General features: G+C 69.8%; 22 protein-coding genes. 8 read left to right on the top strand and 14 right to left on the bottom strand.

Annotation, left to right across the window (positions count from 1 at the left end):
• Together arsC and AC1IQ6_RS05410 are read left to right on the top strand one after the other, a co-directional pair.
• A complete protein-coding gene (gene arsC, locus AC1IQ6_RS05415) occupies positions 1-429 on the top strand; it encodes an arsenate reductase (glutaredoxin) (protein WP_111825707.1) in 429 nt (142 codons plus the stop codon).
• Between the two features lie 91 nt (positions 430-520).
• Entirely contained in the window at positions 521-1,126 is a 606-nt protein-coding gene (locus AC1IQ6_RS05410; protein WP_102773773.1) for a phosphatase PAP2 family protein, read from the top strand.
• A gap of 2 nt (positions 1,127-1,128) precedes the next feature.
• Here the strand turns inward: AC1IQ6_RS05410 and AC1IQ6_RS05405 are convergent, their stop codons facing one another.
• From AC1IQ6_RS05405 to AC1IQ6_RS05395, 3 genes are all read right to left on the bottom strand, one after another.
• Positions 1,129-2,109, bottom strand: a complete 981-nt coding sequence (locus tag AC1IQ6_RS05405) for a Bug family tripartite tricarboxylate transporter substrate binding protein (protein WP_485865998.1) — start codon at positions 2,107-2,109, stop codon at positions 1,129-1,131.
• A gap of 41 nt (positions 2,110-2,150) precedes the next feature.
• Positions 2,151-3,236 (bottom strand): tartrate dehydrogenase, encoded by a 1,086-nt coding sequence (locus AC1IQ6_RS05400; RefSeq protein ID WP_102773774.1) that lies wholly within the window; start codon positions 3,234-3,236, stop codon positions 2,151-2,153.
• A gap of 93 nt (positions 3,237-3,329) precedes the next feature.
• A complete protein-coding gene (locus tag AC1IQ6_RS05395; protein WP_485865997.1) occupies positions 3,330-3,869 on the bottom strand; it encodes a methylated-DNA--[protein]-cysteine S-methyltransferase in 540 nt (179 codons plus the stop codon).
• 146 nt (positions 3,870-4,015) lie between these two features.
• Between AC1IQ6_RS05395 and AC1IQ6_RS05390 the strand changes: the two genes are divergently transcribed.
• Positions 4,016-5,461, top strand: coding sequence for an AlkA N-terminal domain-containing protein (locus tag AC1IQ6_RS05390; protein WP_485865996.1), 1,446 nt, complete (start codon positions 4,016-4,018; stop codon positions 5,459-5,461).
• Position 5,462: 1 nt separating this feature from the next.
• On the opposite strand, the gene AC1IQ6_RS05385 is transcribed toward AC1IQ6_RS05390, so the two are convergent.
• The 9 genes from AC1IQ6_RS05385 to AC1IQ6_RS05345 form a co-directional block, all read right to left on the bottom strand.
• Positions 5,463-6,368: a LysR family transcriptional regulator gene (locus AC1IQ6_RS05385; RefSeq protein WP_102773777.1), complete on the bottom strand. Its 906-nt coding sequence runs from the start codon at positions 6,366-6,368 to the stop codon at positions 5,463-5,465.
• Positions 6,369-6,391: 23 nt separating this feature from the next.
• Positions 6,392-6,874: a YajQ family cyclic di-GMP-binding protein gene (locus AC1IQ6_RS05380; protein WP_102773778.1), complete on the bottom strand. Its 483-nt coding sequence runs from the start codon at positions 6,872-6,874 to the stop codon at positions 6,392-6,394.
• Positions 6,875-6,942: 68 nt separating this feature from the next.
• The gene (locus AC1IQ6_RS05375; RefSeq protein ID WP_485866556.1) at positions 6,943-7,731 is read right to left on the bottom strand and encodes a heme ABC transporter ATP-binding protein; all 789 of its coding nucleotides are present in this window, start codon (positions 7,729-7,731) and stop codon (positions 6,943-6,945) included.
• Complete coding sequence (locus AC1IQ6_RS05370) at positions 7,728-8,702, bottom strand: FecCD family ABC transporter permease (protein ID WP_485866555.1); 975 nt, start codon at positions 8,700-8,702, stop codon at positions 7,728-7,730. Before AC1IQ6_RS05370 ends, AC1IQ6_RS05375 begins: the two co-directional genes overlap by 4 nt.
• 22 nt (positions 8,703-8,724) lie before the next feature.
• Complete coding sequence (locus AC1IQ6_RS05365; protein ID WP_485866554.1) at positions 8,725-9,558, bottom strand: heme/hemin ABC transporter substrate-binding protein; 834 nt, start codon at positions 9,556-9,558, stop codon at positions 8,725-8,727.
• 8 nt (positions 9,559-9,566) lie between these two features.
• Positions 9,567-10,610, bottom strand: coding sequence for a hemin-degrading factor (locus AC1IQ6_RS05360; protein ID WP_485865995.1), 1,044 nt, complete (start codon positions 10,608-10,610; stop codon positions 9,567-9,569).
• Between the two features lie 55 nt (positions 10,611-10,665).
• Complete coding sequence (locus AC1IQ6_RS05355) at positions 10,666-12,984, bottom strand: TonB-dependent hemoglobin/transferrin/lactoferrin family receptor (RefSeq protein WP_485865994.1); 2,319 nt, start codon at positions 12,982-12,984, stop codon at positions 10,666-10,668.
• A 36-nt stretch (positions 12,985-13,020) separates the two neighbouring features.
• A complete protein-coding gene (locus tag AC1IQ6_RS05350) occupies positions 13,021-13,317 on the bottom strand; it encodes a FecR/PupR family sigma factor regulator (protein WP_485865993.1) in 297 nt (98 codons plus the stop codon).
• Positions 13,296-13,805, bottom strand: coding sequence for a sigma-70 family RNA polymerase sigma factor (locus AC1IQ6_RS05345; protein WP_246842443.1), 510 nt, complete (start codon positions 13,803-13,805; stop codon positions 13,296-13,298). The genes AC1IQ6_RS05350 and AC1IQ6_RS05345 overlap by 22 nt, the downstream gene beginning before the upstream one ends.
• A gap of 141 nt (positions 13,806-13,946) precedes the next feature.
• Here AC1IQ6_RS05345 and AC1IQ6_RS05340 point away from each other — a divergent pair, with 141 nt between their 5' ends.
• The 4 genes from AC1IQ6_RS05340 (at position 13,947) to AC1IQ6_RS05325 (ending at position 16,658) form a co-directional block, all read left to right on the top strand.
• On the top strand, positions 13,947-14,414 hold the full coding sequence (locus tag AC1IQ6_RS05340; protein WP_111825714.1) for a CopD family protein: 468 nt from the start codon (positions 13,947-13,949) through the stop codon (positions 14,412-14,414).
• 122 nt (positions 14,415-14,536) lie between these two features.
• A complete protein-coding gene (locus AC1IQ6_RS05335) occupies positions 14,537-15,400 on the top strand; it encodes a hypothetical protein (RefSeq protein ID WP_485865992.1) in 864 nt (287 codons plus the stop codon).
• 76 nt (positions 15,401-15,476) lie between these two features.
• Positions 15,477-16,169, top strand: coding sequence for a helix-turn-helix transcriptional regulator (locus tag AC1IQ6_RS05330; RefSeq protein ID WP_102773785.1), 693 nt, complete (start codon positions 15,477-15,479; stop codon positions 16,167-16,169).
• 66 nt (positions 16,170-16,235) lie between these two features.
• Entirely contained in the window at positions 16,236-16,658 is a 423-nt protein-coding gene (locus AC1IQ6_RS05325) for a VOC family protein (protein ID WP_102773786.1), read from the top strand.
• 14 nt (positions 16,659-16,672) lie between these two features.
• On the opposite strand, the gene AC1IQ6_RS05320 is transcribed toward AC1IQ6_RS05325, so the two are convergent.
• Together AC1IQ6_RS05320 and kynU are read right to left on the bottom strand one after the other, a co-directional pair.
• Entirely contained in the window at positions 16,673-18,079 is a 1,407-nt protein-coding gene (locus AC1IQ6_RS05320; protein ID WP_111825717.1) for an amino acid permease, read from the bottom strand.
• 83 nt (positions 18,080-18,162) lie between these two features.
• Entirely contained in the window at positions 18,163-19,413 is a 1,251-nt protein-coding gene (gene kynU / locus AC1IQ6_RS05315; protein ID WP_485865991.1) for a kynureninase, read from the bottom strand.
• 139 nt (positions 19,414-19,552) lie between these two features.
• Here kynU and AC1IQ6_RS05310 point away from each other — a divergent pair, with 139 nt between their 5' ends.
• Positions 19,553-20,026, top strand: coding sequence for an Lrp/AsnC family transcriptional regulator (locus AC1IQ6_RS05310; protein WP_102773789.1), 474 nt, complete (start codon positions 19,553-19,555; stop codon positions 20,024-20,026).
• Positions 20,027-20,176 lie beyond the last annotated feature (150 nt).

Here is a 20,176-nt window from a genome sequence, read left to right as displayed (position 1 = left end):
ATGTCCGACGTAACCATCTATCACAACCCCAAGTGCGGCACCTCCCGCAATACCCTGGCCATGATCCGTAACGCCGGCATCGAACCCGAGGTCGTGCTGTACCTGGAAACCCCGCCCTCGCGCGACACCCTGAAGGCCCTGTTCAAACGGGCCGGCATCGGCGTGCGCGACGCCCTGCGGGAAAAAGGCACGCCCTACCACGAACTGGGCCTGGACGACGCTTCCCTCTCTGACGAGGCGCTGCTGGACGCCATCGAGCAGCATCCGATCCTGCTCAACCGCCCCTTCGTCTCCACGCCGCTGGGCGCACGCCTGTGCCGCCCGTCCGAACTGGTGCTGGACATCCTGCCGGCCCCGCAAAAAGGCGCTTTCGCCAAGGAAGACGGCGAGCCGGTGATCGACGCGCAGGGCAATCGCATCCAGAAGTAAAACCACGGGATTCGGCGCATTTTGTAAGCAGACTGACGGGAATCCTCACTACCATCGTGGCTATTCATTTATTACGCTGCGATGACGTGTCATGAATTCCCTGGAAAACCTTAACCAGTCCCTGTTCCTGCTGCTCAACGCCGACCCGGCCACGCCGGCATGGCAGCTGCACGCCGCCATGCTGGTGGCCAACCGCTTGATCCTGCTGGTCCCGGCCGGATTGGCCGCGGCCTGGCTGTGGGGCGGCGCGGCCCAGCGCGACCTGGCGCTCAAGGCCCTGGCCAGCGTGGCCCTGGGGCTGTTCGCCAGCTATCTGTGCGGCGCGCTGTGGCCGCACCCCCGCCCCTTCGTCATCGGGCTGGGCCATGCGTTTTTCTCGCATGCCGCGACTTCGTCGTTTCCCAGCAACCACACCATCATCATCGCCACCCTGGCCTGGGCGCTGATCTTCGACCGGCGCTGGGCGGGCCTGGGCTGGGCCGCGCTGGCGCTGGCCGTGGCGGTCGGCGTCTCGCGGGTGTACCTGGGCGTGCATTTCCCGCTGGACATCGCCGGCGGCCTGGCCCTGGCTCCGCTGGCCGCGGCGGCGGCCGTGCCGCTGTGGAACCGCGCGGGCGCGCCGCTGACCGACTTCGCCCAGGCCGTGTACCGCAAGCTGCTGGCCCTGCCCATCGCGCGCGGCTGGATTCGCGCCTGACGTCAGTTGATCGCGACCTTGGCTTCCTTGACCAGCTTGGCGTAATTCGCGGTGTCGGTCCCGATGCGGGCCTGCATTTCGGCCGGGCTGTCGCCGATGGGCACGGCGCCGATCTCCGCCATGCGGCGCGAGAAATCCGGCGAGCGGATGATCTTCACCATCTCCGCGTTCAGCCGCTGCACCACTTCCTTGGGCACGGCCGCCGGCGCCAGCACGCCGAACCACGTGCCCATGTCGAAGGGCTTGAGGCCGGCCTCCTCCATCGTGGGCACGTCGGGCAGGGCCGCCGAACGCTTGTTCGTGGTCACGGCCAGCGCGCGCAGCTTGCCGCTCTGGATGTGCGCCAGCACCGGCGTGATGGTGTCGAACGACATGTCGATCTGCCCGCCCAGCAGGTCGGTGGTCAGCGGGCCGCTGCCCTTGTAGGGCACGTGCAGCAGCTTCACGTGGCCTTCTTTCTCGAACTGCGCGCCGATCAGGTGCTGGCCGGTGCCCATGCCGTTCGATCCGAAGGTCAGCTTGCCGGGCGCGGCCCGCGCCATCGTCAGCAGGCCCTGGACGTCCCTGGCCTCCAGCCTGGGATTGACCACCAGCACGTTGGGCACCAGGGCCACCGTCGTGACCGGGGCGAAATCCTTCTGGAAGTCGTAATGCAGGCTCTTGTAGACGCTGGTGGCGATGGTGTGGTGCACCGCCCCCATCAGCAGCGTGTAGCCATCGGGCGCGGCCTTGGCCACGTAGTCGGCGCCCAGCGTGGAGCCGGCGCCCGGCTTGTTCTCCACCACCACCGGCTGGCCCAGGCTCTTGCTCAGTTCCTGGCCCAGCGCGCGGGCCAGCACGTCGGTGGTGCCGCCGGCCGGGAACGGCACCACCAGGTTGATCGGCCGCGCCGGATAGGTTTGCGCCGACGCGGCGCCGGCGAAACACAGGCCCAACAGACAGGCGAACGCCAGGGCGCGCGCGCGAACGGCTTTCTTGTGCATGGTTGTCTCCTCGTTATGGGTATGGCCGTGTCGCCGGCGCCTCAGGCCGCGCGGGCCGGCGCCAGCGCGGCCAGCTTGGCGCAGACCGCCGCAGTGACCTGCTCCGTGGTCGCGCTGCCGCCCAGATCGCCGGTGTGCAGCGCCGGATCGGCGGTGACGCTTTCGATGGCCTGCATGAGCCGCGCGGCCGCCTGGGTTTCGCCCAGGTGCTCCAGCAGCATGACCACCGACCAGAACGTGCCCACCGGATTGGCCAGGCCCTTGCCCATGATGTCGAAGGCCGATCCGTGGATGGGCTCGAACATGGACGGATAGCGGCGCTCGGGATCGATGTTGCCGGTGGGCGCGATGCCCAGGCTGCCGGCCAGCGCCGCCGCCAGGTCGCTCAGGATGTCGGCGTGCAGATTGGTGGCGACGATGGTGTCCAGCGACGCCGGGCGGTTGACCATGCGGGCGGTGGCGGCGTCGACCAGTTCCTTGTCCCAGGTCACGTCCGGAAATTCGCGGCTGACCTGCAGCGCGATCTCGTCCCACATCACCATGGCGTGGCGCTGCGCGTTGGATTTGGTGATGACGGTCAGCAGCTTGCGCGGGCGCGACTGCGCCAGCCGGAACGCGAAGCGCAGGATGCGCTCGACGCCGGCGCGGGTCATGATGGACACGTCGGTCGCCGCTTCGATGGGATGGCCCTGGTGCACGCGGCCGCCCACGCCCGAATATTCGCCTTCGGAGTTCTCGCGCACGATCACCCAATCCAGCTGCGCCGGCGCGCAGCGCTTGAGCGGGGCGTCGATGCCGGGCAGGATGCGCGTGGGGCGCACGTTGGCGTACTGGTCGAAGCCCTGGCAGATCTTCAGCCTCAGGCCCCACAGCGTGATGTGGTCGGCGATGTGCGGATCGCCGGCGGAACCGAACAGGATCGCGTCCTTGTCGCGCAGCGCGTCCAGGCCGTCGGCCGGCATCATGACGCCGTGCTTGCGGTAGTAGTCGCCGCCCCAGTCGAAATCCTCGAACTCGAAACGCAGGCCGCCCTGTCCGGCCAGTTCCTGCATGACCCGGCGGCCGGCCGGAATCACTTCCTTGCCGATGCCGTCGCCGGGAATGGTTGCGATGCGGTAAGTCTTCATATGCCGACAGGGCTCCTTGCAGGTGAGGGTCTGTCGGCACTGTACCGAGGCGCTTTGTTCGCGGCCGCCCCGGAATTCAAAACAACTTTAACTTCAGGTTGAAGATCGCGGGCACCAGCGCGCCTCGTGCTCCAGCAGCCAGCGCTTGCGGTGCAGGCCGCCGCCATAGCCGGTCAGCGACGCGTCCGCGCCCACGACGCGATGGCAGGGCACGACGATGCCCACCGGATTGGCGCCGTTGGCCAGCCCCACCGCACGCACGGCCGTGGGCCGCGCGATGCGCTGCGCGAGCGCGCCGTACGTGATCGGCGCGCCGCCGGCGATGCCGCGCAGGGCCTGCCAGACCTGGCGCTGGAAAGCGGTGCCGCCGGTGGCCACGTCCAGCGCGTCGATGGCGCGCACCGCGCCGTCGAAATAAGCCTCCAGCGCGCGGCGCGCGGGCGAGGCCTGTGCGGCGTCGCGCAGCGCGATGGGCTGCCGGCGGTACTGCGTGCGCAGCAGCCTGTGCATACGCGGCTCGTAGTCCTCCCAGTCCACCGCGCGCAGCTGCCCGCGCTCGTCGCCGAGGATCAGCATGCGGCCGATGGGCGTGGGCGCCCGTTCGAGAAAAAAGATCTGCGGCTGCACGGACATGCGGGCTCCGGTTATGCGATGGACATGGGCAGAATATAGAACCGGCCGCGGACCGGCGCTCGCGGTTTTCGGACAGCAATGCCGCGTGCACAACAATGTCCGAAAACCGCTAGATCGGAGCCGCGCGGCGGCGTTAGCATGGCCGCATGGACTTGAACCACGACGCCTGCTACAGCGCCATCCAGGTGCGCGACGCCCGTTACGACGGCCGCTTCTTCACGGCCGTCAAGACCACGGGCATTTATTGCCGCCCGGTCTGCCCGGCGCGCACCCCGCTGTCGAAGAACGTGACGTTCTACGCCACGGCGGCCGCGGCGCAGGAGGCCGGCTACCATCCCTGCCTGCGCTGCCGGCCCGAAACCGCGCCGGAGCTGGGCCCGGGGCACGAACTGCCCGACAGCGTGTCGCGCGCGCTGCAGCTGATCGAACTCGGCGCGCTGGACGAGGACGGCGTGGACGCGCTGGCCCGGCGGCTGGGCGTGGGCGAACGCCAGCTGCGGCGCCAGTTCCGCCAGCACCTGGGCGCTTCGCCGGTGGCCGTCGCCCAGACGCGGCGCGTGCTGCTGGCCAAGCAGCTGATCCACGAAACCCGGCTGCCGATGGCCGAGATCGCCTTCGCCTCGGGCTTCGGCAGCATCCGCCGCTTCAACGAGATATTCCACGACTTGTTCGGCCGCGCGCCGGGCGAGCTGCGGCGCTCCGGCAAACCCGAGGTCTCCGCGCGGCAGGACGGCGAGATCAGGCTGCTGCTGCGCTACCGCCCGCCCTACGACTGGGACGCGATGCTGGACTTCCTGCGGTTGCGCGCCATCCCCGGCGTCGAGCGGGTCGAGGGCGACGCCTACGCGCGCACCATCTGCCTGGACGGCAGCCAGGGCACGGTGAGCGTGCGGCCCGGCGCCGGCAATGCCTTGCAGGCCGTGGTGCGTTTTCCGCGGCTGCAGGCCCTGCCCGCCATCATCGCCCGGCTGCGCCGCGTGTTCGATCTGGCCAGCGACCCGGTGGCCATCGCCGCGCAGTTTGCGCGCGACCCGGTCCTGACCGCGCTGATCCAGGCCAGGCCGGGGCTGCGCGTGCCCGGCGCCTGGGACGGCTTCGAGCTGGCGATGCGCGCCGTGCTGGGGCAGCAGATCACGGTCGCCGCCGCGATCCGGCTGGCCGGCAAGCTGGTGGCCGCGCACGGCGCGCCCATGGCGCAGCCCGACGGCGCGCTCACGCACGTGTTTCCGCTGCCCGAAGCCGTGGCCGGCGCCGAGCTCGCGTCGCTGGGCATGCCGCGCAGCCGCGCCGCCACCCTGTCGGCGGTGGCCGCCGCGGCGGTCGCCGACAGGCATTTGTTCGAAGCCGGCGGCAGCCTGGCCGAGTCCGTGCTGCGGCTGCGCGAGATCCGCGGCATCGGCGAATGGACGGCGCAATACATCGCGCTGCGCCAGCTGCGCGAGCCCGATGCGTTTCCGTCGGCCGACATCGGCCTGATACGCGCGCTGGAACGGCTGGAATCGCGCGCCTACACGCCGGCGCAGCTGCTGGCGCGCGCCGAGGCGTGGCGGCCGTGGCGCGCCTACGCGGCGCAGCACCTGTGGGCGGCCTGAATTACCACTGCCCTTCGGCGCCTTTCTGGAAGTACCCCACCAGGAAGTCCACGAACACCCGCACCTTGGTGGACAGGTGGTGCCTCTCGGGAAACACGGCGTAGATGTCCGCCTGCGGCAAGGCGTAGTCTTTGAGCACCTGCACCAGCCGGCCGCTGCGCAGGTAGCGCGCCAGATCCCATTCGGCGCGCTGCAGAATGCCCAGGCCCGCCAAGCCCCATGTGAGGGTGACTTCGCCGTCGTTGCTGCTGAGGTTGCCGCGCACCTTCACGGTTTCGCTGCGGCGTCCCTTGGTGAAGCGCCACAGGCCGTAGGCCGCTTCGTTCTGGCGCAGCACGATGCACTGGTGCCGCGTCAGGTCATGCGGCGCGGCGGGCACGCCGTGGGCTTTCAGGTAGCCGGGCGATGCGCACACCAGGCGGCGGTTGGGCGCGATCTTGCGGGCGATCAGGCGCGTGTCGGGCAGGTCGCCGAAGCGCACCGCCACGTCGAAGGCGTCCTGCACGAAATCGGCCGGGCTGTCGGTCAGCTGCAGTTGCAGCGACACCTCGGGATATTTCTGCGCGAACTCGGCGATGGCCGGCGCGATATAGCTGCGGCCGAACCCCAGCGGCGCGTTGACCTTGAGCAGGCCGCGCGGACGGTCCTGGCGGCTGGCGATCAGCTGGTCCAGGTCTTCGATCTCGCCCAGGATGCGGCGGGCGTTTTCCAGGTAGAGCTCGCCTTCGGCCGTCAGGCTCAGTCGCCGCGTGCTGCGGTTGACCAGCCGCACGCCCAGGCGCGCCTCGATCTGGGCCAGCCGCTTGCTGACCGCCGCCGGCGTGACGCCCAGCTCGCGCGCCGCGGCCGACATGCCGCCGGCGCGCGCCAGTTCGACGATCAGCAGCAGCTCACTGGAATGTCCCATCGGCCGCGTCCCGGAGCCGGGCTTCAGTCGCGGAAGTTCTCGAACTGCAGCGGCAGGTCGACGTCGGTCTTTTTCAGCAGCGCGATGGCGGTTTGCAGGTCGTCGCGCTTCTTGCCGCTGATGCGCAGCTTGTCGCCGTTGATCTGCGATTCCACCTTGAGCTTGGCGTTCTTGATGGCCGCGATGAGCTTCTTGGCCACCGGCTGTTCGATGCCCTGCTTGATGGTGACCTTCTGGCGCGCGCCGCCCAGGTTCTCCAGCGGATCGGCCACGTCCAGGCAGCGCACGTCGATGCCGCGCGCGGACAGGCGGCCGCGCAGGATGTCGAGCATCTGCTTGAGCTGGAATGCGCTGGAGGCGACCTGCGTCACGACGAAGCCTTCCAGTTCGAACTTGGCGTCCGTGCCCTTGAAATCGAAGCGGGTGGACAGTTCGCGGTTGGCCTGGTCGACGGCGTTGGTGAGTTCGTGTTTGTCGACTTCGGAGACGACGTCAAAAGTAGGCATGACACGGGTCCTGTGCAATGGTGGGTGAAATGGGATTCAGCGCCATTTTACCGGCGCCCGGCCCCGCGTCACGCCGTCACCACCAGCAGGCGCCCGGCCTGCAGCGGATGCGCGATCACCTGCGCGTCGATGCCGTAGGCCAGGCGCAGATTGGCCGGCGTCAGCACCTCGGCCGGCGCGCCGGCGGCGATGGCGCGCCCCGCGCAAAGCAGCAGCAGACGGTCGCACCAGCGCGCGGCCAGGTTCATGTCGTGCAGGATCACCAGTACGCCGGTATGGCCCGCGTGCGCCAGTTCAGCCGCCGCCCGCAGCAGTTCGCCCTGGTGCCTGGGGTCCAGGCTGGCGGTGGGTTCGTCCAGCAGCAGATAGCGCGCCTCGCCGGGCACGCGCGCGGCCTCGCACTGCGCCAGCACGCGGGCGAACTGCACGCGCTGCTGTTCGCCCCCGGACAGTTCGGGATAACGCCGGGCGCGCAGATGGCCGGCGTCGGCCCGCCGGAGCGCCTGCTCCACCAGCGCGTCCACGGCCGCCGGCGGCAGTTCGGGAAACGGGTAGACGCCCATCGCCACCACCTCGCGCACGTCCAGGTCGAAGCTCAGCCCGGGCTTTTGCGGCAGCACGGCGCGCCGGCGGGCCTGCAGCCGCTGCGGCAGCCGCGCCAGGGAAGTCCCGTCCAGCCGCACCCGGCCGCCGTCGGGCGGCAGTTCGCACGACAGCGCGGCCAAGAGCGAGGACTTGCCCGCGCCGTTGGCGCCTAGCAGGCCCACGACCTCGCCGGGCCGCAGCGCCAGCGACACCCGGTCCAGGATGCGGCTGCCGCCGCGCGACAGCGTGAGGTTTTCGGCCGCCAGCATCAGCCCCGCCGCCTGCCGCGCGCCAGCAGCCACAGGAAGAACGGACCGCCCACCAGGCTGGTGACCAGGCCGATCGGCAGCTCGGCGGGCGCCACGGCCACGCGCGACAGCCAGTCGGCCAGCGCCAGCACCAGCGCGCCGCCCAGCACGCAGGCCGGCAGCAGCCAGCGGTGGTTGGCGCCCAGCGTCATGCGCACCAGGTGCGGCACCACCAGGCCGACGAACGCGATGCCGCCCGTGGCCGCCACCAGCGGGCCGACGATCAGCGCGCAGGCCAGCACCAGCCCGGCCCGCACGCGCCTGAGCGCATAGCCCAGGTGCTGGGCCTCGCGCTCGCCCAGCAGCAAGGCGTTCATCACGCGCCATTGGCGCATGAGCCACAGCGACACCAGCAGCACCCACGGCCCCAGGAACGCCAGCAGCGTCCAGTTGGCGCCCGCCAGGCTGCCCATGCTCCAGAACGTCAGGTCGCGCAGCTGGGTATCGTTGGCGACGTAGGTGAACAGGCCGATCGCCGCGCCGGCCACCGCGTTGATCGCGATGCCGGCCAGCAGCAATCCGGCCACGCCCGGCACGCGCCGGCCCAGCGCATAGGCGCAGAACGTCGCCAGCAGGCTGCCGGCGAACGCGGCCAGCGCCAGAATCCAGAAGCCGCCGGAGGTCAGCACGATGGCCCCGACCGCCCCCAGCGCGCCGCCGGCCGACACGCCGATCAGGCCCGGCTCGGCCAGGGGATTGCGGAACAGCGCCTGTATGGCGGCGCCGGACACGGCCAGCGCGGCGCCGGCCACCAGCGCGAACAGCACGCGCGGCAGGCGGATGTCGATCAGCACCTTGCGCCAGAGTTCGCCGCCGGGCGCCGGCGTTCCCCACAGCAGCGCGGGCAGTTCGGTCAACGGAATGCGGACCGCGCCGCTGCTGCTGGCCGCCAGCGCCGCCACGATCACGGCCAGGGCCAGCAGCAGCAGGGCCAGCGGCGGCGTGATCCGGTCGGCGCTAGCGCGCCATCGCACCGGCGACCTCGCGCTTGAGTTCGGTCAGGGCCTGCGGCAGCCGCGGCCCCATGCCGAGCAGCAGCGGATCGTCCATGACGATCAGGCGCTGGCGCGCGGCGGCCGGCGTGGACGCGATGCCGGGCGTGGCCAGCAGCCCGGCCTTGCCGCCGCTGGCCGCCAGCGAGGATTTCGTGACCACGATCACGTCCGGCGCCAGCGCGCTGACCGCCTCGGCGGAGATCGGCTTGTAGCCTTGCTGGTCATGCAGCACGTTGACCAGGCCCGCCATCGTCATGACCTTGTTGGCGGCGGTGCCGTTTCCGGCGCCGCGCAGCACCCCGCCCAGCTTGAACAGCAGGATGGCGCGGGCGCGCGAAGCCGGAACCGCCTCGGCCCGTTCGAGTTCGCGCGCGACGCGCTCGACCATGCGCTCGCCCTGCGGGGCCGCGTCCAGCGCGGCCGCGACGTTGCGGATGCGCGCCTGCAGCGAATCCACCGAGGGCCGGTCGGGCACGGTGACCACGCGCACGCCGACCTCGGCCAGGCGCCGCAGCGCCTCGGGCGGGCCGGCCTGTTCGGACGCCAGCACCAGGTCGGGTTCCAGCGCCAGCACGCCTTCCACCGGCACCGCGCGGTAGTAGCCGACATGCGGCAGCCGCGTGGCCGCCTCGGGGTAAAGGCTGGAGAGGTCGTCGCCCACCAGCCGCCCCTCCTGCCCCAGCCCGTAGACGATTTCGGTCACGCTGCCGCCCAGCGTCACCACCCGCTCGGGCGCCCCCGCATGCGCGGCCACGGCCATCGTCCATCCGGCCGCCAGCGCCAGCCAGGTCTTCATCGCGCGGCTCACGCGGCCAGCGGCACGCTGCACAGGCTTTCCACCAGCGTGCGCCACTGCGTCAGCTGCCGACGGCCGGGCCGGCGTTCGCCGAAGAACTGCGCGATCAGTTCTCCGGAGCCGGAATACAGCTCCAGCGAAGTGATCCAGCCATCGACGGTGGGCCTGTGCACCACCCAGGCCGCCGCGATCGCCTCGGTGTCCACGTGCAGGTTGAAGGTGGCGTCCAGCACGTTGAACCACGCGCCGGTGCGGCGCAGCTGCCGCACCGGGCCGGTATGGATCTGGACCATGCCCCGGTTGCCCACGAAGCACATGATGGACAGCCCCGACTGCGCCGCCGATTCCAGGATGCGCACGACGGATTGCGCGGGCACGGGCTGCGCCAGGTCGGGGCCGGCGGCGGCCAGCCCGGCCAGGCGCGACACCTTGAACTTGCGCAGCAGCGGAAAGAATTCGTGTATGTCCTGCATGGCCAGCCAGTCTGCGCGCCATTGCGCCTCATCCGCCACGCTGTCGGCGTTGGCCGCCGGCGCGTAAGGCTCGGGTTCGGGCCATTGCGGCGCGCCCGCAAAGCGGGCGACCAGCGCGTCATAGGCCGCCGCCGAATCTTCATCGGTGTACACCTTGTGCACGGCCACGCCCTCGCCGTCGAAGAACTGCAGGCTGCGCCTGCCGTCGCGTTCGACCGCCCAGGCCGACTTCCAGCGCCTGAAGAACATGCGCAGGTCGATGTCAGGCCCCAGCACCATCCCCACCATGTTCTCGGCATGGATGTCCTGGTAGACGCCGTGGCGTTCGTGCACGCACCACTCGTTGCGCGTCAGCGCCATGACCCTGCCCAGCGTGCCGAGCTGCCGGAAGATTTCCTGGGGCACGCCCTGCAGGGCCGTGGCCTTCAGGCCGCCGCAGCCGGCGGCCACCCACTCGGCTTCGGAGACGCCCAGCTCCCGGGCCTGGTCGCGGGCGCGCAGGCCCGGCCTTGCGGCGGCCAGCGCCTCGTCGCGCGCTCTGAGCGCCTGCGCGCGGGACGTGAAATCGGTATGGCTCATGGTGGTCCTCCGACCGATGGAACAGGTTGCGCAAGCCGCCGCCGACGGCTCGGGATCAGTACTGGTATATCAGCGAAACACGGGCGCTGCGACCCGATTCGGTCTGCCAATCGATCGGCCGCGACGACATCCAGGGCGCGCCAGGGCTTTGCACGGTAAGGGCGTCCCAGTACTTCTTGTCGAACAGATTGAAGACGCCCGCCCGCAGCAGCAGCCCCTTCACCGCCCCGGGCCGCCAGTACGCCGTCAGGTCGGCCACGCCATAGCCCGGCGCGTAGAAAACCGGCGGCGGGGGCTGCCTGGGCCGGGCCCGGCGGACCGCGGGCTGTTTGGCGCGCAACACCGCGGTCAACAGCGCCTCCAGGCCCCAGGCGTCGCGGCGGTAGCCCACGCCCAGCACCGCCTTCAGCGGCGCCACAGAGGGCAGCAACGTGCCCGTGTCGGTTTCCTTGCCCACGGCCCAGGCCAGCGAGCCCCAGGCGCGCCAGCCCGGCGCGAACTGCCAGTGGGCGCTGGCGTCCGCGCCGTAGATGCGCACCCTGGCCCGGTTCTGGGTCGCGTAGATGCCCCATGGGAACGCGCCCGCCCATTCCGGCTTCCACAACGCCGAACCCGGGGTCACCACCGCGCTGGCGTCGATGAAGTCGCGGTAGCGGTTGTCGAACCACGACAGCGAGGCGCCCAGCGCGTCGGACCCGAGCCTGGCGCCCAGCTCCCAGCCCCTGCTGGTCTCGGGTTTCAGGTAGGGGTTGCTCGCGCGCAGCAACGATTCGGGGCCGCCGTAGTTGATGAAGAGCTGCGTGGCGTCGGGCGCCTTGAAACCGTGCGCGTACTGCGCGTAGAAGCGCAGATGGCGCGCGGCCTTCCAGGTGGCCAGCAGCTTGGGCGAAAGCCGGCCGCCACGGTTGCGCGGCGGCAAGGGGGACGCGACCGGATTGTGCTGGTAGTCGGTAGTGGACAGCGGCCGCTGCTCGTAACCGTCGTAGCGCAGGGCGGCCAGGATCGTGTAGCGGCCGTCGACGAAGCTGAATTCGTCCTGCGCCCACACGGCCCATTGCCTGCCGCGGGAGCGGGGCCGATCGGCCTGGTTGGTATGCAGCAGTTCGCAGGATCGCGGGCCGTACCTCCTCGGCAGGTCCGGAAGCATTGTCGGGCAGTTGTCGTAGCCGCTGGAATTCTGGCTGGACTGGCTGCTGCGCCATTCGGCGCCCAGCGTCCACAACTGCGCCACGGCGTCGTGGGCAATGCGCGCGGTGGCTTCGGCGCTGGCCCCGAATTGCGCCAGCCAGGTGCTATTGCGACGGCCATAAGGGCCGTTGGGGAATCCGTAGCCTATCGGGTCGCCCGGCTTGAGGTAGGCGCGGCGATCGACGCTGCGCAAGCCGTCGGCCGAGTGCACCAGGTGCTGGCGCTGCCAGTAGACGAGGACGCTTGCGGTATCGACCAGGCCGCCGGCCGCCGGCGCCTGATAGGAATAATCGAACGACACGCGCTGGCGTTGCGTCTGCCTGCGGTTGCGTTTTTCGCCGAGTTCGTACTTGGTGCCGGGTCCCTGGTCCGAGCGGCTGTCGATGTCGGTGTTGCGCTTGAAGAATTCGCCCGTCAGGCCGACCTTGTGCCCGCCTTCGAAGCGCTGCTGCAGCTTGAGCAGGAGACTGCGCTGCCGGTGATTCGCGGGGTCGGGTCTGTCGCGATCGGGGCCGTAGCCGCCGACTTCGCCACGGTTATCGCGTTCGTGGCCCTCGCGCTGCCGCGCCAGCACGAGCCACAAGGTGTTGCTGCGGATACGGCCGGCCAGCGCCGCGCTGCCTGTCCAGCCGGTGTCGGCGGAATCGTGGCCGGCCTTGGCCTGCGCGCCGAAGTCCCTGCCGCCGCGCAGCAGGTCGGAGGGATCGAGCGTGTACATATTGACGACGCCGCCAAATGCGCCGGAACCGCCGCCGCTGGCGTCGGCGCCGCGCGCGACGTCCAGCCGCGCAAGGCTGTTGAAATCCACCGCTTCCAGTCCGCCCTTCACTTCGCGCACGCCGTCGTCCAGCCACGGCAGGCGGATGCCGTCCACCCGCGTCAGCACGCGGTGCTGGTCCAGGCCGCGGATATTGATGCTGTGGTTCTGGCGATTGAAGCTCACGCCCGGCTCGGCGCGCCTGCCCAGATCGGTCCAGTCCTGGATTTGCAGATCGTCCAGGCGCTCGCGGCGGCTGCGGGTTTCCCAGGCGGGCGCGGCTTCTACGCCCTCGCCCTCCACGATGACGGGCGCGAACTGCCGCAAGGCGTCCGCGTTCTGGGCCAATGCGCCGGCGCTTGCGGCCGATAGCAGCGCCGTAGCGGCGAGTCGGAAGCCGCTCGCGCGGCCTGCGGAAAAGTAAGCCATGGTCGTCCTCTTGATCCACGAGGCAAAAACATGCCTCTAGAGACCATGACCGTCGGCAGGCCCGAACCGGCCACGGCGGCCCAGCGTCGCCATGCCCACAGCAGGCGGAATCAGTCCGAAACGCGCGTACACGCGCTGCGCGCGCTGCCAGGCATGTTCGTGCTCGGCCCTGCTGGCCCGCCACCGGCAGCAGGCCAGCCAGTCGGCCTGCGTGGCCCGCGGCGAGCTCAGGCGCAGCAGCCAGCGCGCGGCCTGGCGCGCCACGCGGCGCGGCACCACCGGCAGTTCGCCCGCGGTTTCGCGCAGTGCGTTCAGGCCGCCGCCATGATGCATTGTTCGAGCCCCTTGGCCACGTAGCGGCGCACCGAACGCAGGGACACATTGAGCCTGGCCGCGATTTCGTGGTGGCTGCGGCCTTCGAGCTGCGCCATCAGAAAAGCCTGGCGCACCGGCGCGGACAGGCCCGCCAGCATGTCGTCGATGTCCTGCAGCGCCTGCAGCACGATCGCGCGCTGCTCGGCGGACGGAGCCGCCTGATCGGGCAGCAGCGCCAGGGCCTCGAAATAGGCCTGCTCCACCGAGCGGCGCCGGTGATGGTTGATGAGCAGGCGGCCGGCGACCGTGGTCAGGTACGCGCGCGGCTCGCGCAGCGCGCCCACCTCGTGGCGGTGCCGCAGCACGCGCACGAAGGTGTCCTGCGCCAGATCGGCGGCGTCGCAAGCATTGCCCAGCCGGCTCCCCAGCCAGCCGCGCAACCAGCCATGATGCGCGCGATACAGGAGGTGGACGGCGTCGCTCGGGCCGGGTACGGGATTCAGCACGTCAGGCTCCTTGAGGCTTGATTTACGAATAACAATCAATCTCATTCTAGAACCACCAAGCCGAGCCGCGCGCCGCATCGGTCGGAGATATGATGGGGACAGATTTCGCCGTCCCGACGGCCTCATGCAAAGGCGGGTTCCATGCTTTACAGCGCGCTCAAGTTCGTCCATGTCATGGCCGTGATTCTCTGGGTCGGCGGCATGCTGTTCGCCCACTGTTTCCTGCGTCCCGCCGTCGCCCGGCTGGAGCCGCCCGTGCGCCTGCCGCTGATGGCCTCGGTGCTCGGGCCCTTCCTGAACGCCGTGCTGGGGGCCATCGTGCTGATCCTGCTGTCGGGCGTCGCCATGATCGGCCAGGAGGCGTCCCAGGCGGCGCAGACGGGCGGCGCCTTCTTCATGCCGCGCAGCTGGACGGCGATGGCCGCGGGCGGCCTGGTCATGATGGCCATCTATGCCTACATCCGGGCTGCCCTGTACCCGCGGCTGAACGCGGCCGTGGCGCGCTCGGACTGGCCCGCCGCCGGCGCGGCCCTGGGCGGCGTGCGCCGCTGGGTGGGCGTGAACCTGCTGCTGGGCATCGCCATCGTCGCCATCGTCTTTCTGGGCTAGTGCGCTGCCATCGGCCTAGCGGGGGCTGGCATCGGGATTCTTTTGTTTGCTGCAATATGCATTACATCCGCGCGCCGCACACTGCGGATGCCTCTCACGGCCTGCCGCCCAAAGGAATCCCCATGATCAAGCGCGTGTTCTTCAAGCTGGCCGCTTTCGGCCTGTTCGCCTCCACGTCCGCCGCGCACGCCGCGGCGCCCATCGACAACAGCGCGCTGGACCAGCCCGGGTTCCGCGAACACAAGGCCACCTACGGCGTGGTCTACCGCCTGCCCCAGGACGTCAATGCGGTACTGGACGCCAAGATCCGGCCCACGCTCAAGGCCGATCTGCTCAAGCTGGGCCTGAAGACCGAAGCCGACACGCCCAACATGCCGCACGTGACCGTGGTGCACATCCACAGCGCCGATCCGGCCACGCCGGCCCGCATGCTCAAGGCCCTGCCCAAGCCGCCGGCGCCGCTGCAGGTGACGCTGAAGAACTTCTATCCCACCGAAGCCGCCAAGGGCGCCGGCCATCCGTGGTGGCTGGACCTGGGCGTGGTCAAGAGCGGCCAGGGCTTCGAGGACATGATGCGCTACAACACCGTGGCCACCGCCGCGCTGGCGCCGCTGCGCGACGGCCCGCTGCCGCGCGTCACCGGCCCGGTCTACGCCAAGATGGGCGACGCCGGCAAGGAACTGGTCAAGTCCGTGGGCGTGAGCGGCGTGAACGTCATGAAGGACGGCCAGGAGGTGCGCGCGCATAACCCGCACACCACCCTGGTCTACAGCATGGCGCAGTACGACGCCCGGCTGCAGGAGGCCATGGCGCAGGAGGCCGCCAAGTTCAACGCCGTGCTGCCCGACGGCATCCCCGCCACGTTCAAGGACGTGTCCATCGTCGAGATCGGCTTCGCCGGCAACGTGGTGCGCGAGATCTACCGCGTCAGCCTGGAAGACGGCTCGGTGCTGGACGTGGCCAGCGGCAAGCCGGCAAGCCGCTGAAACGCCGGGGCGGCGCGGCCCCGGATGCTGCCATTTCGTGGCAGCATTACGTAATTCCGGCCCGTCCGCCCGCCCCATGTCCCGCACCGCCCGACTCCTCGATCTGCTGCAGACGCTGCGCTGCCATCGCCGCCCCGTCAGCGGGCGCCAGCTGGCCGCCGACCTGGGCGTCAGCATCCGCACCCTGTACCGCGACATCGCCACGCTGCAATCGCAGGGCGCCGAGATCGAGGGCGAGCCGGGCGTGGGCTACGTGCTGCGGCCCGGCTTCATGCTGCCGCCGCTGATGTTCAGCACCGAGGAAATCGAGGCCCTGGTGCTGGGCACCCGCTGGGTCGCGGGCCGCGCCGACCCCCGGCTGGCGCAGGCCGCCAGCAACGCGCTGGCCAAGATCGGCGCGGTGCTGCCGGCGGAACTGCGCGACGGGCTGGACGCCATCCCGCTGCTGGTCGGCCCCAGCATGATGACCGTGGTCGACCGCGTGGACCTGTCGCTGATCCGCCAGGCCATCCGCGACGAACGCAAGATCGATATCAGCTACCGCGACGACAAGGGCGCGGATTCGGCGCGCGTGATCTGGCCGTTCGCGCTGGGCTTTTTCGACAGCGTGCGCATCGTCATGGCCTGGTGCGAGCTGCGCCAGGATTTCCGCCATTTCCGCACCGACCGCATCGCCGCGCTGACGCCCGGCCCGCGCTATCCCAAGCGCCGCCATGCGCTGCTCAAGGAGTGGCGCGCGATCGAGCGCGGCCGCAGCCGGGCGGCTTGAACACTACTGCCAAAAACTGACAGTACCGCTGTCTAAGATGAGCGCGTCACTCACCTGGAGCGCATCATGTCCGACACCAATTTCGTCATCCTCTATGTGGACAAGCCGGCCGCCAGCGCCGCGTTCTACAGCGCGCTGCTGCAGCGCCCGCCGATCGAAAGCTCGCCCACCTTCGCGCTGTTCGCGCTGGATTCCGGCCTGATGCTGGGCCTGTGGTCGCGCCACACCGTGGAGCCCGCCGCCGCCGGGCGCGGCGGCGCCTCGGAACTGGCGTTCACCGTGCCGGACGCCGACACGCTGGACCGCCGCCACCTGGACTGGAGCCTGCGCGGCCTGCCCATCCTGCAGCCGCCCACCGACATGGACTTCGGCCGCACCTTCGTCGCGCTGGACCCCGACGGCCACCGGCTGCGGGTGTTCGCGCCGGCGCCGCAGGAACCGGCCGCCGCCGCGCCGGCGGGCGGCGCAGACCGCCTGGCGCACGCCTGACGCGGCCCGTCCCGTCAGGCGCCCGGCTGGCGCGAGGGCAGCGCCGCCGGCGCGGCGCGCTTGCGCAGCAACAGCCCGTAGGCCCCCGCCAGAATCAGCAGGAACGGCACGCCGAACACCAGCGTCATCTTGAATACGCCGGTGAAGTACGTGGTGCCCAGAATGGCCAGCATGGCGGCCGCGCCCAGCAGCGTCAGCACCGGAAAGCCCGGCATACGGAACGACAGCGGCGCGCCGCCTTCGCGGGCCCAGCGCCGCCGGAAGAAGTAATGCGTCACGAAGATCATCATCCACGTGAACAAGGCGCCGAACATCGAAATCGCCATCATCAGCGTGAACGCGGTTTCGGGATACAGCACGTTCAGCACCGCCGCGATGGCGATGCCGCTGGTCGACACCAGCAGCGCATTGAGCGGCGTGCCGCTGCGCGACAGCCGCCCCAGCGCCGCCGGCGCATGGCCGGCGCGCGACAAACTGAACATCATGCGCGTGGTGATGTAGAGCTGGCTGTTCATGGCCGACAGCGCCGCCACCAGCACGATGAAATTGATGACGTCGGCCGCGCCCGGAATGCCCAGCGACTGCATCACCTTCACGAAGGGGCTGCCGCCCTTGCCGGCCTCGTCCCAGGGCACGATGGCCAGGATCAGCGCCAGCGTCAGCAGGTAGAACACCACCAGGCGCGCGATGGTGGCGCGAAAAGCCTGCTTGACCGCGCGTTCGGGGTCCTCGGCCTCGCCCGCGGCCACCGCGATCATCTCCACGCTCAGGTAGCTGAAGATCGAAATCACCACCGCGATCCACATGCCCCAGACGCCGTTCGGGAAGAAGCCGCCATGCGAGGTGTACAGCGCCGCGCCGTACTGCGGCTCGCCCCAGACCACGTAGGCGCCCAGGATGATGAAGGCCACGATGGCGCTGACCTTGACGGTCGAGAACCAGTACTCCACGGTGCCGAACGCCTTGACGCTCATGGCGTTCACGCAGATCAGCAGCGCCGAGAACAGGCAGACCCACTGCCAGCCGGGCACGCCCGGGAACCAGAGCTTCATGTATTCGGCCACGGCGGTGACCTCGGTGCCCACCGCCAGCACCACGCAGGACCAGTACGCGTAGCGCACCAGGAAGCCGGCCAGCGGGCCGATGTAGTGTTCGGCATAGGCCCCGAAGGAACCCGAGGTGGAATGCGCCACCGTCATTTCCGCCAGGCAGCCCATCAGCAGCAGCGTGATCACCCCGCCGATGGCGTAGCTGAGGATCACGCTGGGACCGGCGAAGCCGATGGCGAACTTGCTGCCCAGAAACAGCCCCGTGCCGATCGCGCCCCCGATGGCGATCATGCTCATCTGCCCCGAGGTCAAGCGCCGCTTGAGCCCCTGTTCGCGTTCGGCGATGCGGCCGAATCCCTGTTGTTGCGGCATAGTCTCCTCCTTGTACTGCGCTCTCTATCTGGATACAGGGCCTTTGCGGCCCGCGCTCGGATCTGTCGCTGCCGTGTCCCGGTTCAGGTCACGGCGGCGCGCAGCTTGAACTCGGGCCGGTCCCAGGCGCGGCTGTCCAGCACGTCCTTCAGGATGTCGACCGCATCCCATACGTCGGCATAGCCGAAGTACAGCGGCGTGAGGCCGAAGCGCAGCACCTCGGGCTCGCGGTAGTCGCCGATGACGCCGCGCGCGATCAGGGCCTGCATCACCTCGAAGCCGTTGGGATGGCGGAAACTGACGTGGCTGCCGCGCTCGGCGTGGCTGCGCGGCGTCACCAGCGTCAGCGGATGATCCGCGCAGCGCGCCTCGACCAGCGCGATGAACAGGTCGCCCAGCGCCAGCGACTTCCTGCGCACCTCGGCCATGTCGGCCGCCAGCGCCACGTCCAGGCCGCACTCCACCAGCGACAGCGAGACGATGGGCTGGGTGCCGCACAGGTAGCGCCGGATGCCGCCGGCCGGCTCGTAGGCCACCGCCATGTCGAAGGGACGCGTATGGCCCCACCAGCCGGACAGCGGCTGCCGGAAGTCCTTGGTGTGGCGCGGCGCCACCCAGATGAAGGCCGGCGATCCGGGGCCGCCGTTCAGGTACTTATAGGTGCAGCCCACGGCGAAGTCGGCGTCGGCGCCGTTCAGATCCACCGGCACCGCGCCCGCGGCGTGCGCCAGGTCCCAGATCGCCAGCGCGCCGCGCTCGTGCGCCAGCGCGGTCACGGCGGCCATGTCGTGCATCTGGCCGCTGCGGTAGTTCACATACGAGAGCAGCATCACCGCCACGGAATCGTCCAGCGCGGCCTCCAGCGGCAGCTGCTCGTCGATCAGGCGCATTTCGTAGCCCTGCTGCAGCAGGTCGATCATGCCCTGGATCATGTACAGATCGGTGGGGAAGTTGTCGCGCTCGGACAGGATCACGCGGCGCGCCGGCTGCTTCTGCTGCTGGATGCGCAGCGCGGCGGCCAGCGCCTTGAAAATGTTCAGCGAGGTCGTGTCGGTGACCACCAGCTCGCCTTCGCGCGCGCCCAGCAGGCCGCCCAGCTTGTCGCCCAGGCGCGCGGGCAGCTCGAACCAGCCGGCGGTGTTCCAGCTGCGGATCAGGCCCGCGCCCCATTCCTGGCCGATCACGGCGGCCGCGCGGCCGGCGGCGGCCTTGGGCAGCACGCCCAGCGAATTGCCGTCCATGTACAGCACGCCCGGCGGCAGGTCGAAACGGTCTTTGAGGGGCGCCAGGGGGTCCTGGCGGTCGGCGTTCACGCAATCTTCGCGGGTATTCATCACGGCTCCATCTCGGGCATATTTCCCGATAAATACTATCAGCGCCGGCAGGCTGATATATTGCAAATCCGGGCGCGGAATACCCTAGGTTTCCGCAGCCAATTGCACGAAACCGCCTTTTTCAGAATTTGATTGCGCCATGCAGATAGACGCCATAGACAAGCGGATTCTTTACCGCCTGCAGGAAGACGCCCACCTCAGCAACCAGGACCTGGCCGAGCAGGTGGCGCTGTCGCCCTCGGCCTGCCTGCGGCGCGTGCGCGCGCTGGAAGAAGCCGGCCTGATACGCGGCTACCGCGCCGTGCTCGACGGCGAAAAACTGGGCTTCGAACTGGAGGCCGTGGTGCACGTGTCGCTGGACCAGTCCCGCCCCGGTTGGCACGAGGAATTCCTGGCCGGCATCGCGCTGCACGACGAAATCACCGAGGCCTCCATCGTGACGGGCGCGTCCAACTACATCCTGACCGTGCGCACCCGCAATCTTGCGGCGTTTTCGCAGTTCGTGGAGGACAAGCTCAGCAAGATCCCGGGCGTACGGGATCTCTGCTCGCATATCGTCATGCGCAAGGTGAAGAGCCGCGGCGGGATGTTGCCGTTGGGAGGGTGGCGGTGAGTTAGGGTGGGTTTGGGGCTGATGGGTTCCGCGCGCTCGAGACTTGGGTTCTTGCGTCGGGGTTCTCGCGCTGCACCCATCCTACGAGTCGTCGAACATTCGCCGTTCGGGGATCGTAGGATGGGTGCAGCGCGAAATTCCTTGCGCAAA

It is taken from the genome of Achromobacter sp. MUI-25009338, assembly GCF_057359325.1.
This window is presented reverse-complemented; position numbering and strand designations above follow the sequence as displayed.

Bases quoted from the DNA above. Each gene is read 5' to 3' on its own strand.
- AC1IQ6_RS05365 (WP_485866554.1), bottom strand. From the start codon at position 9,558: ATGAAGACCTGGCTGGCGCTGGCGGCCGGATGGACGATGGCCGTGGCC.
- AC1IQ6_RS05410 (WP_102773773.1), top strand. From the start codon at position 521: ATGAATTCCCTGGAAAACCTTAACCAGTCCCTGTTCCTGCTGCTCAAC.
- AC1IQ6_RS05330 (WP_102773785.1), top strand. From the start codon at position 15,477: ATGTCCCGCACCGCCCGACTCCTCGATCTGCTGCAGACGCTGCGCTGC.
- AC1IQ6_RS05395 (WP_485865997.1), bottom strand. From the start codon at position 3,869: ATGTCCGTGCAGCCGCAGATCTTTTTTCTCGAACGGGCGCCCACGCCC.
- AC1IQ6_RS05350 (WP_485865993.1), bottom strand. From the start codon at position 13,317: ATGCATCATGGCGGCGGCCTGAACGCACTGCGCGAAACCGCGGGCGAA.
- AC1IQ6_RS05325 (WP_102773786.1), top strand. From the start codon at position 16,236: ATGTCCGACACCAATTTCGTCATCCTCTATGTGGACAAGCCGGCCGCC.
- kynU (WP_485865991.1), bottom strand. From the start codon at position 19,413: ATGAATACCCGCGAAGATTGCGTGAACGCCGACCGCCAGGACCCCCTG.
- AC1IQ6_RS05405 (WP_485865998.1), bottom strand. From the start codon at position 2,109: ATGCACAAGAAAGCCGTTCGCGCGCGCGCCCTGGCGTTCGCCTGTCTG.
- AC1IQ6_RS05360 (WP_485865995.1), bottom strand. From the start codon at position 10,610: ATGAGCCATACCGATTTCACGTCCCGCGCGCAGGCGCTCAGAGCGCGC.
- AC1IQ6_RS05390 (WP_485865996.1), top strand. From the start codon at position 4,016: ATGGACTTGAACCACGACGCCTGCTACAGCGCCATCCAGGTGCGCGAC.
- AC1IQ6_RS05335 (WP_485865992.1), top strand. From the start codon at position 14,537: ATGATCAAGCGCGTGTTCTTCAAGCTGGCCGCTTTCGGCCTGTTCGCC.
- AC1IQ6_RS05380 (WP_102773778.1), bottom strand. From the start codon at position 6,874: ATGCCTACTTTTGACGTCGTCTCCGAAGTCGACAAACACGAACTCACC.
- arsC (WP_111825707.1), top strand. From the start codon at position 1: ATGTCCGACGTAACCATCTATCACAACCCCAAGTGCGGCACCTCCCGC.
- AC1IQ6_RS05385 (WP_102773777.1), bottom strand. From the start codon at position 6,368: ATGGGACATTCCAGTGAGCTGCTGCTGATCGTCGAACTGGCGCGCGCC.
- AC1IQ6_RS05400 (WP_102773774.1), bottom strand. From the start codon at position 3,236: ATGAAGACTTACCGCATCGCAACCATTCCCGGCGACGGCATCGGCAAG.
- AC1IQ6_RS05355 (WP_485865994.1), bottom strand. From the start codon at position 12,984: ATGGCTTACTTTTCCGCAGGCCGCGCGAGCGGCTTCCGACTCGCCGCT.
- AC1IQ6_RS05320 (WP_111825717.1), bottom strand. From the start codon at position 18,079: ATGCCGCAACAACAGGGATTCGGCCGCATCGCCGAACGCGAACAGGGG.
- AC1IQ6_RS05310 (WP_102773789.1), top strand. From the start codon at position 19,553: ATGCAGATAGACGCCATAGACAAGCGGATTCTTTACCGCCTGCAGGAA.
- AC1IQ6_RS05340 (WP_111825714.1), top strand. From the start codon at position 13,947: ATGCTTTACAGCGCGCTCAAGTTCGTCCATGTCATGGCCGTGATTCTC.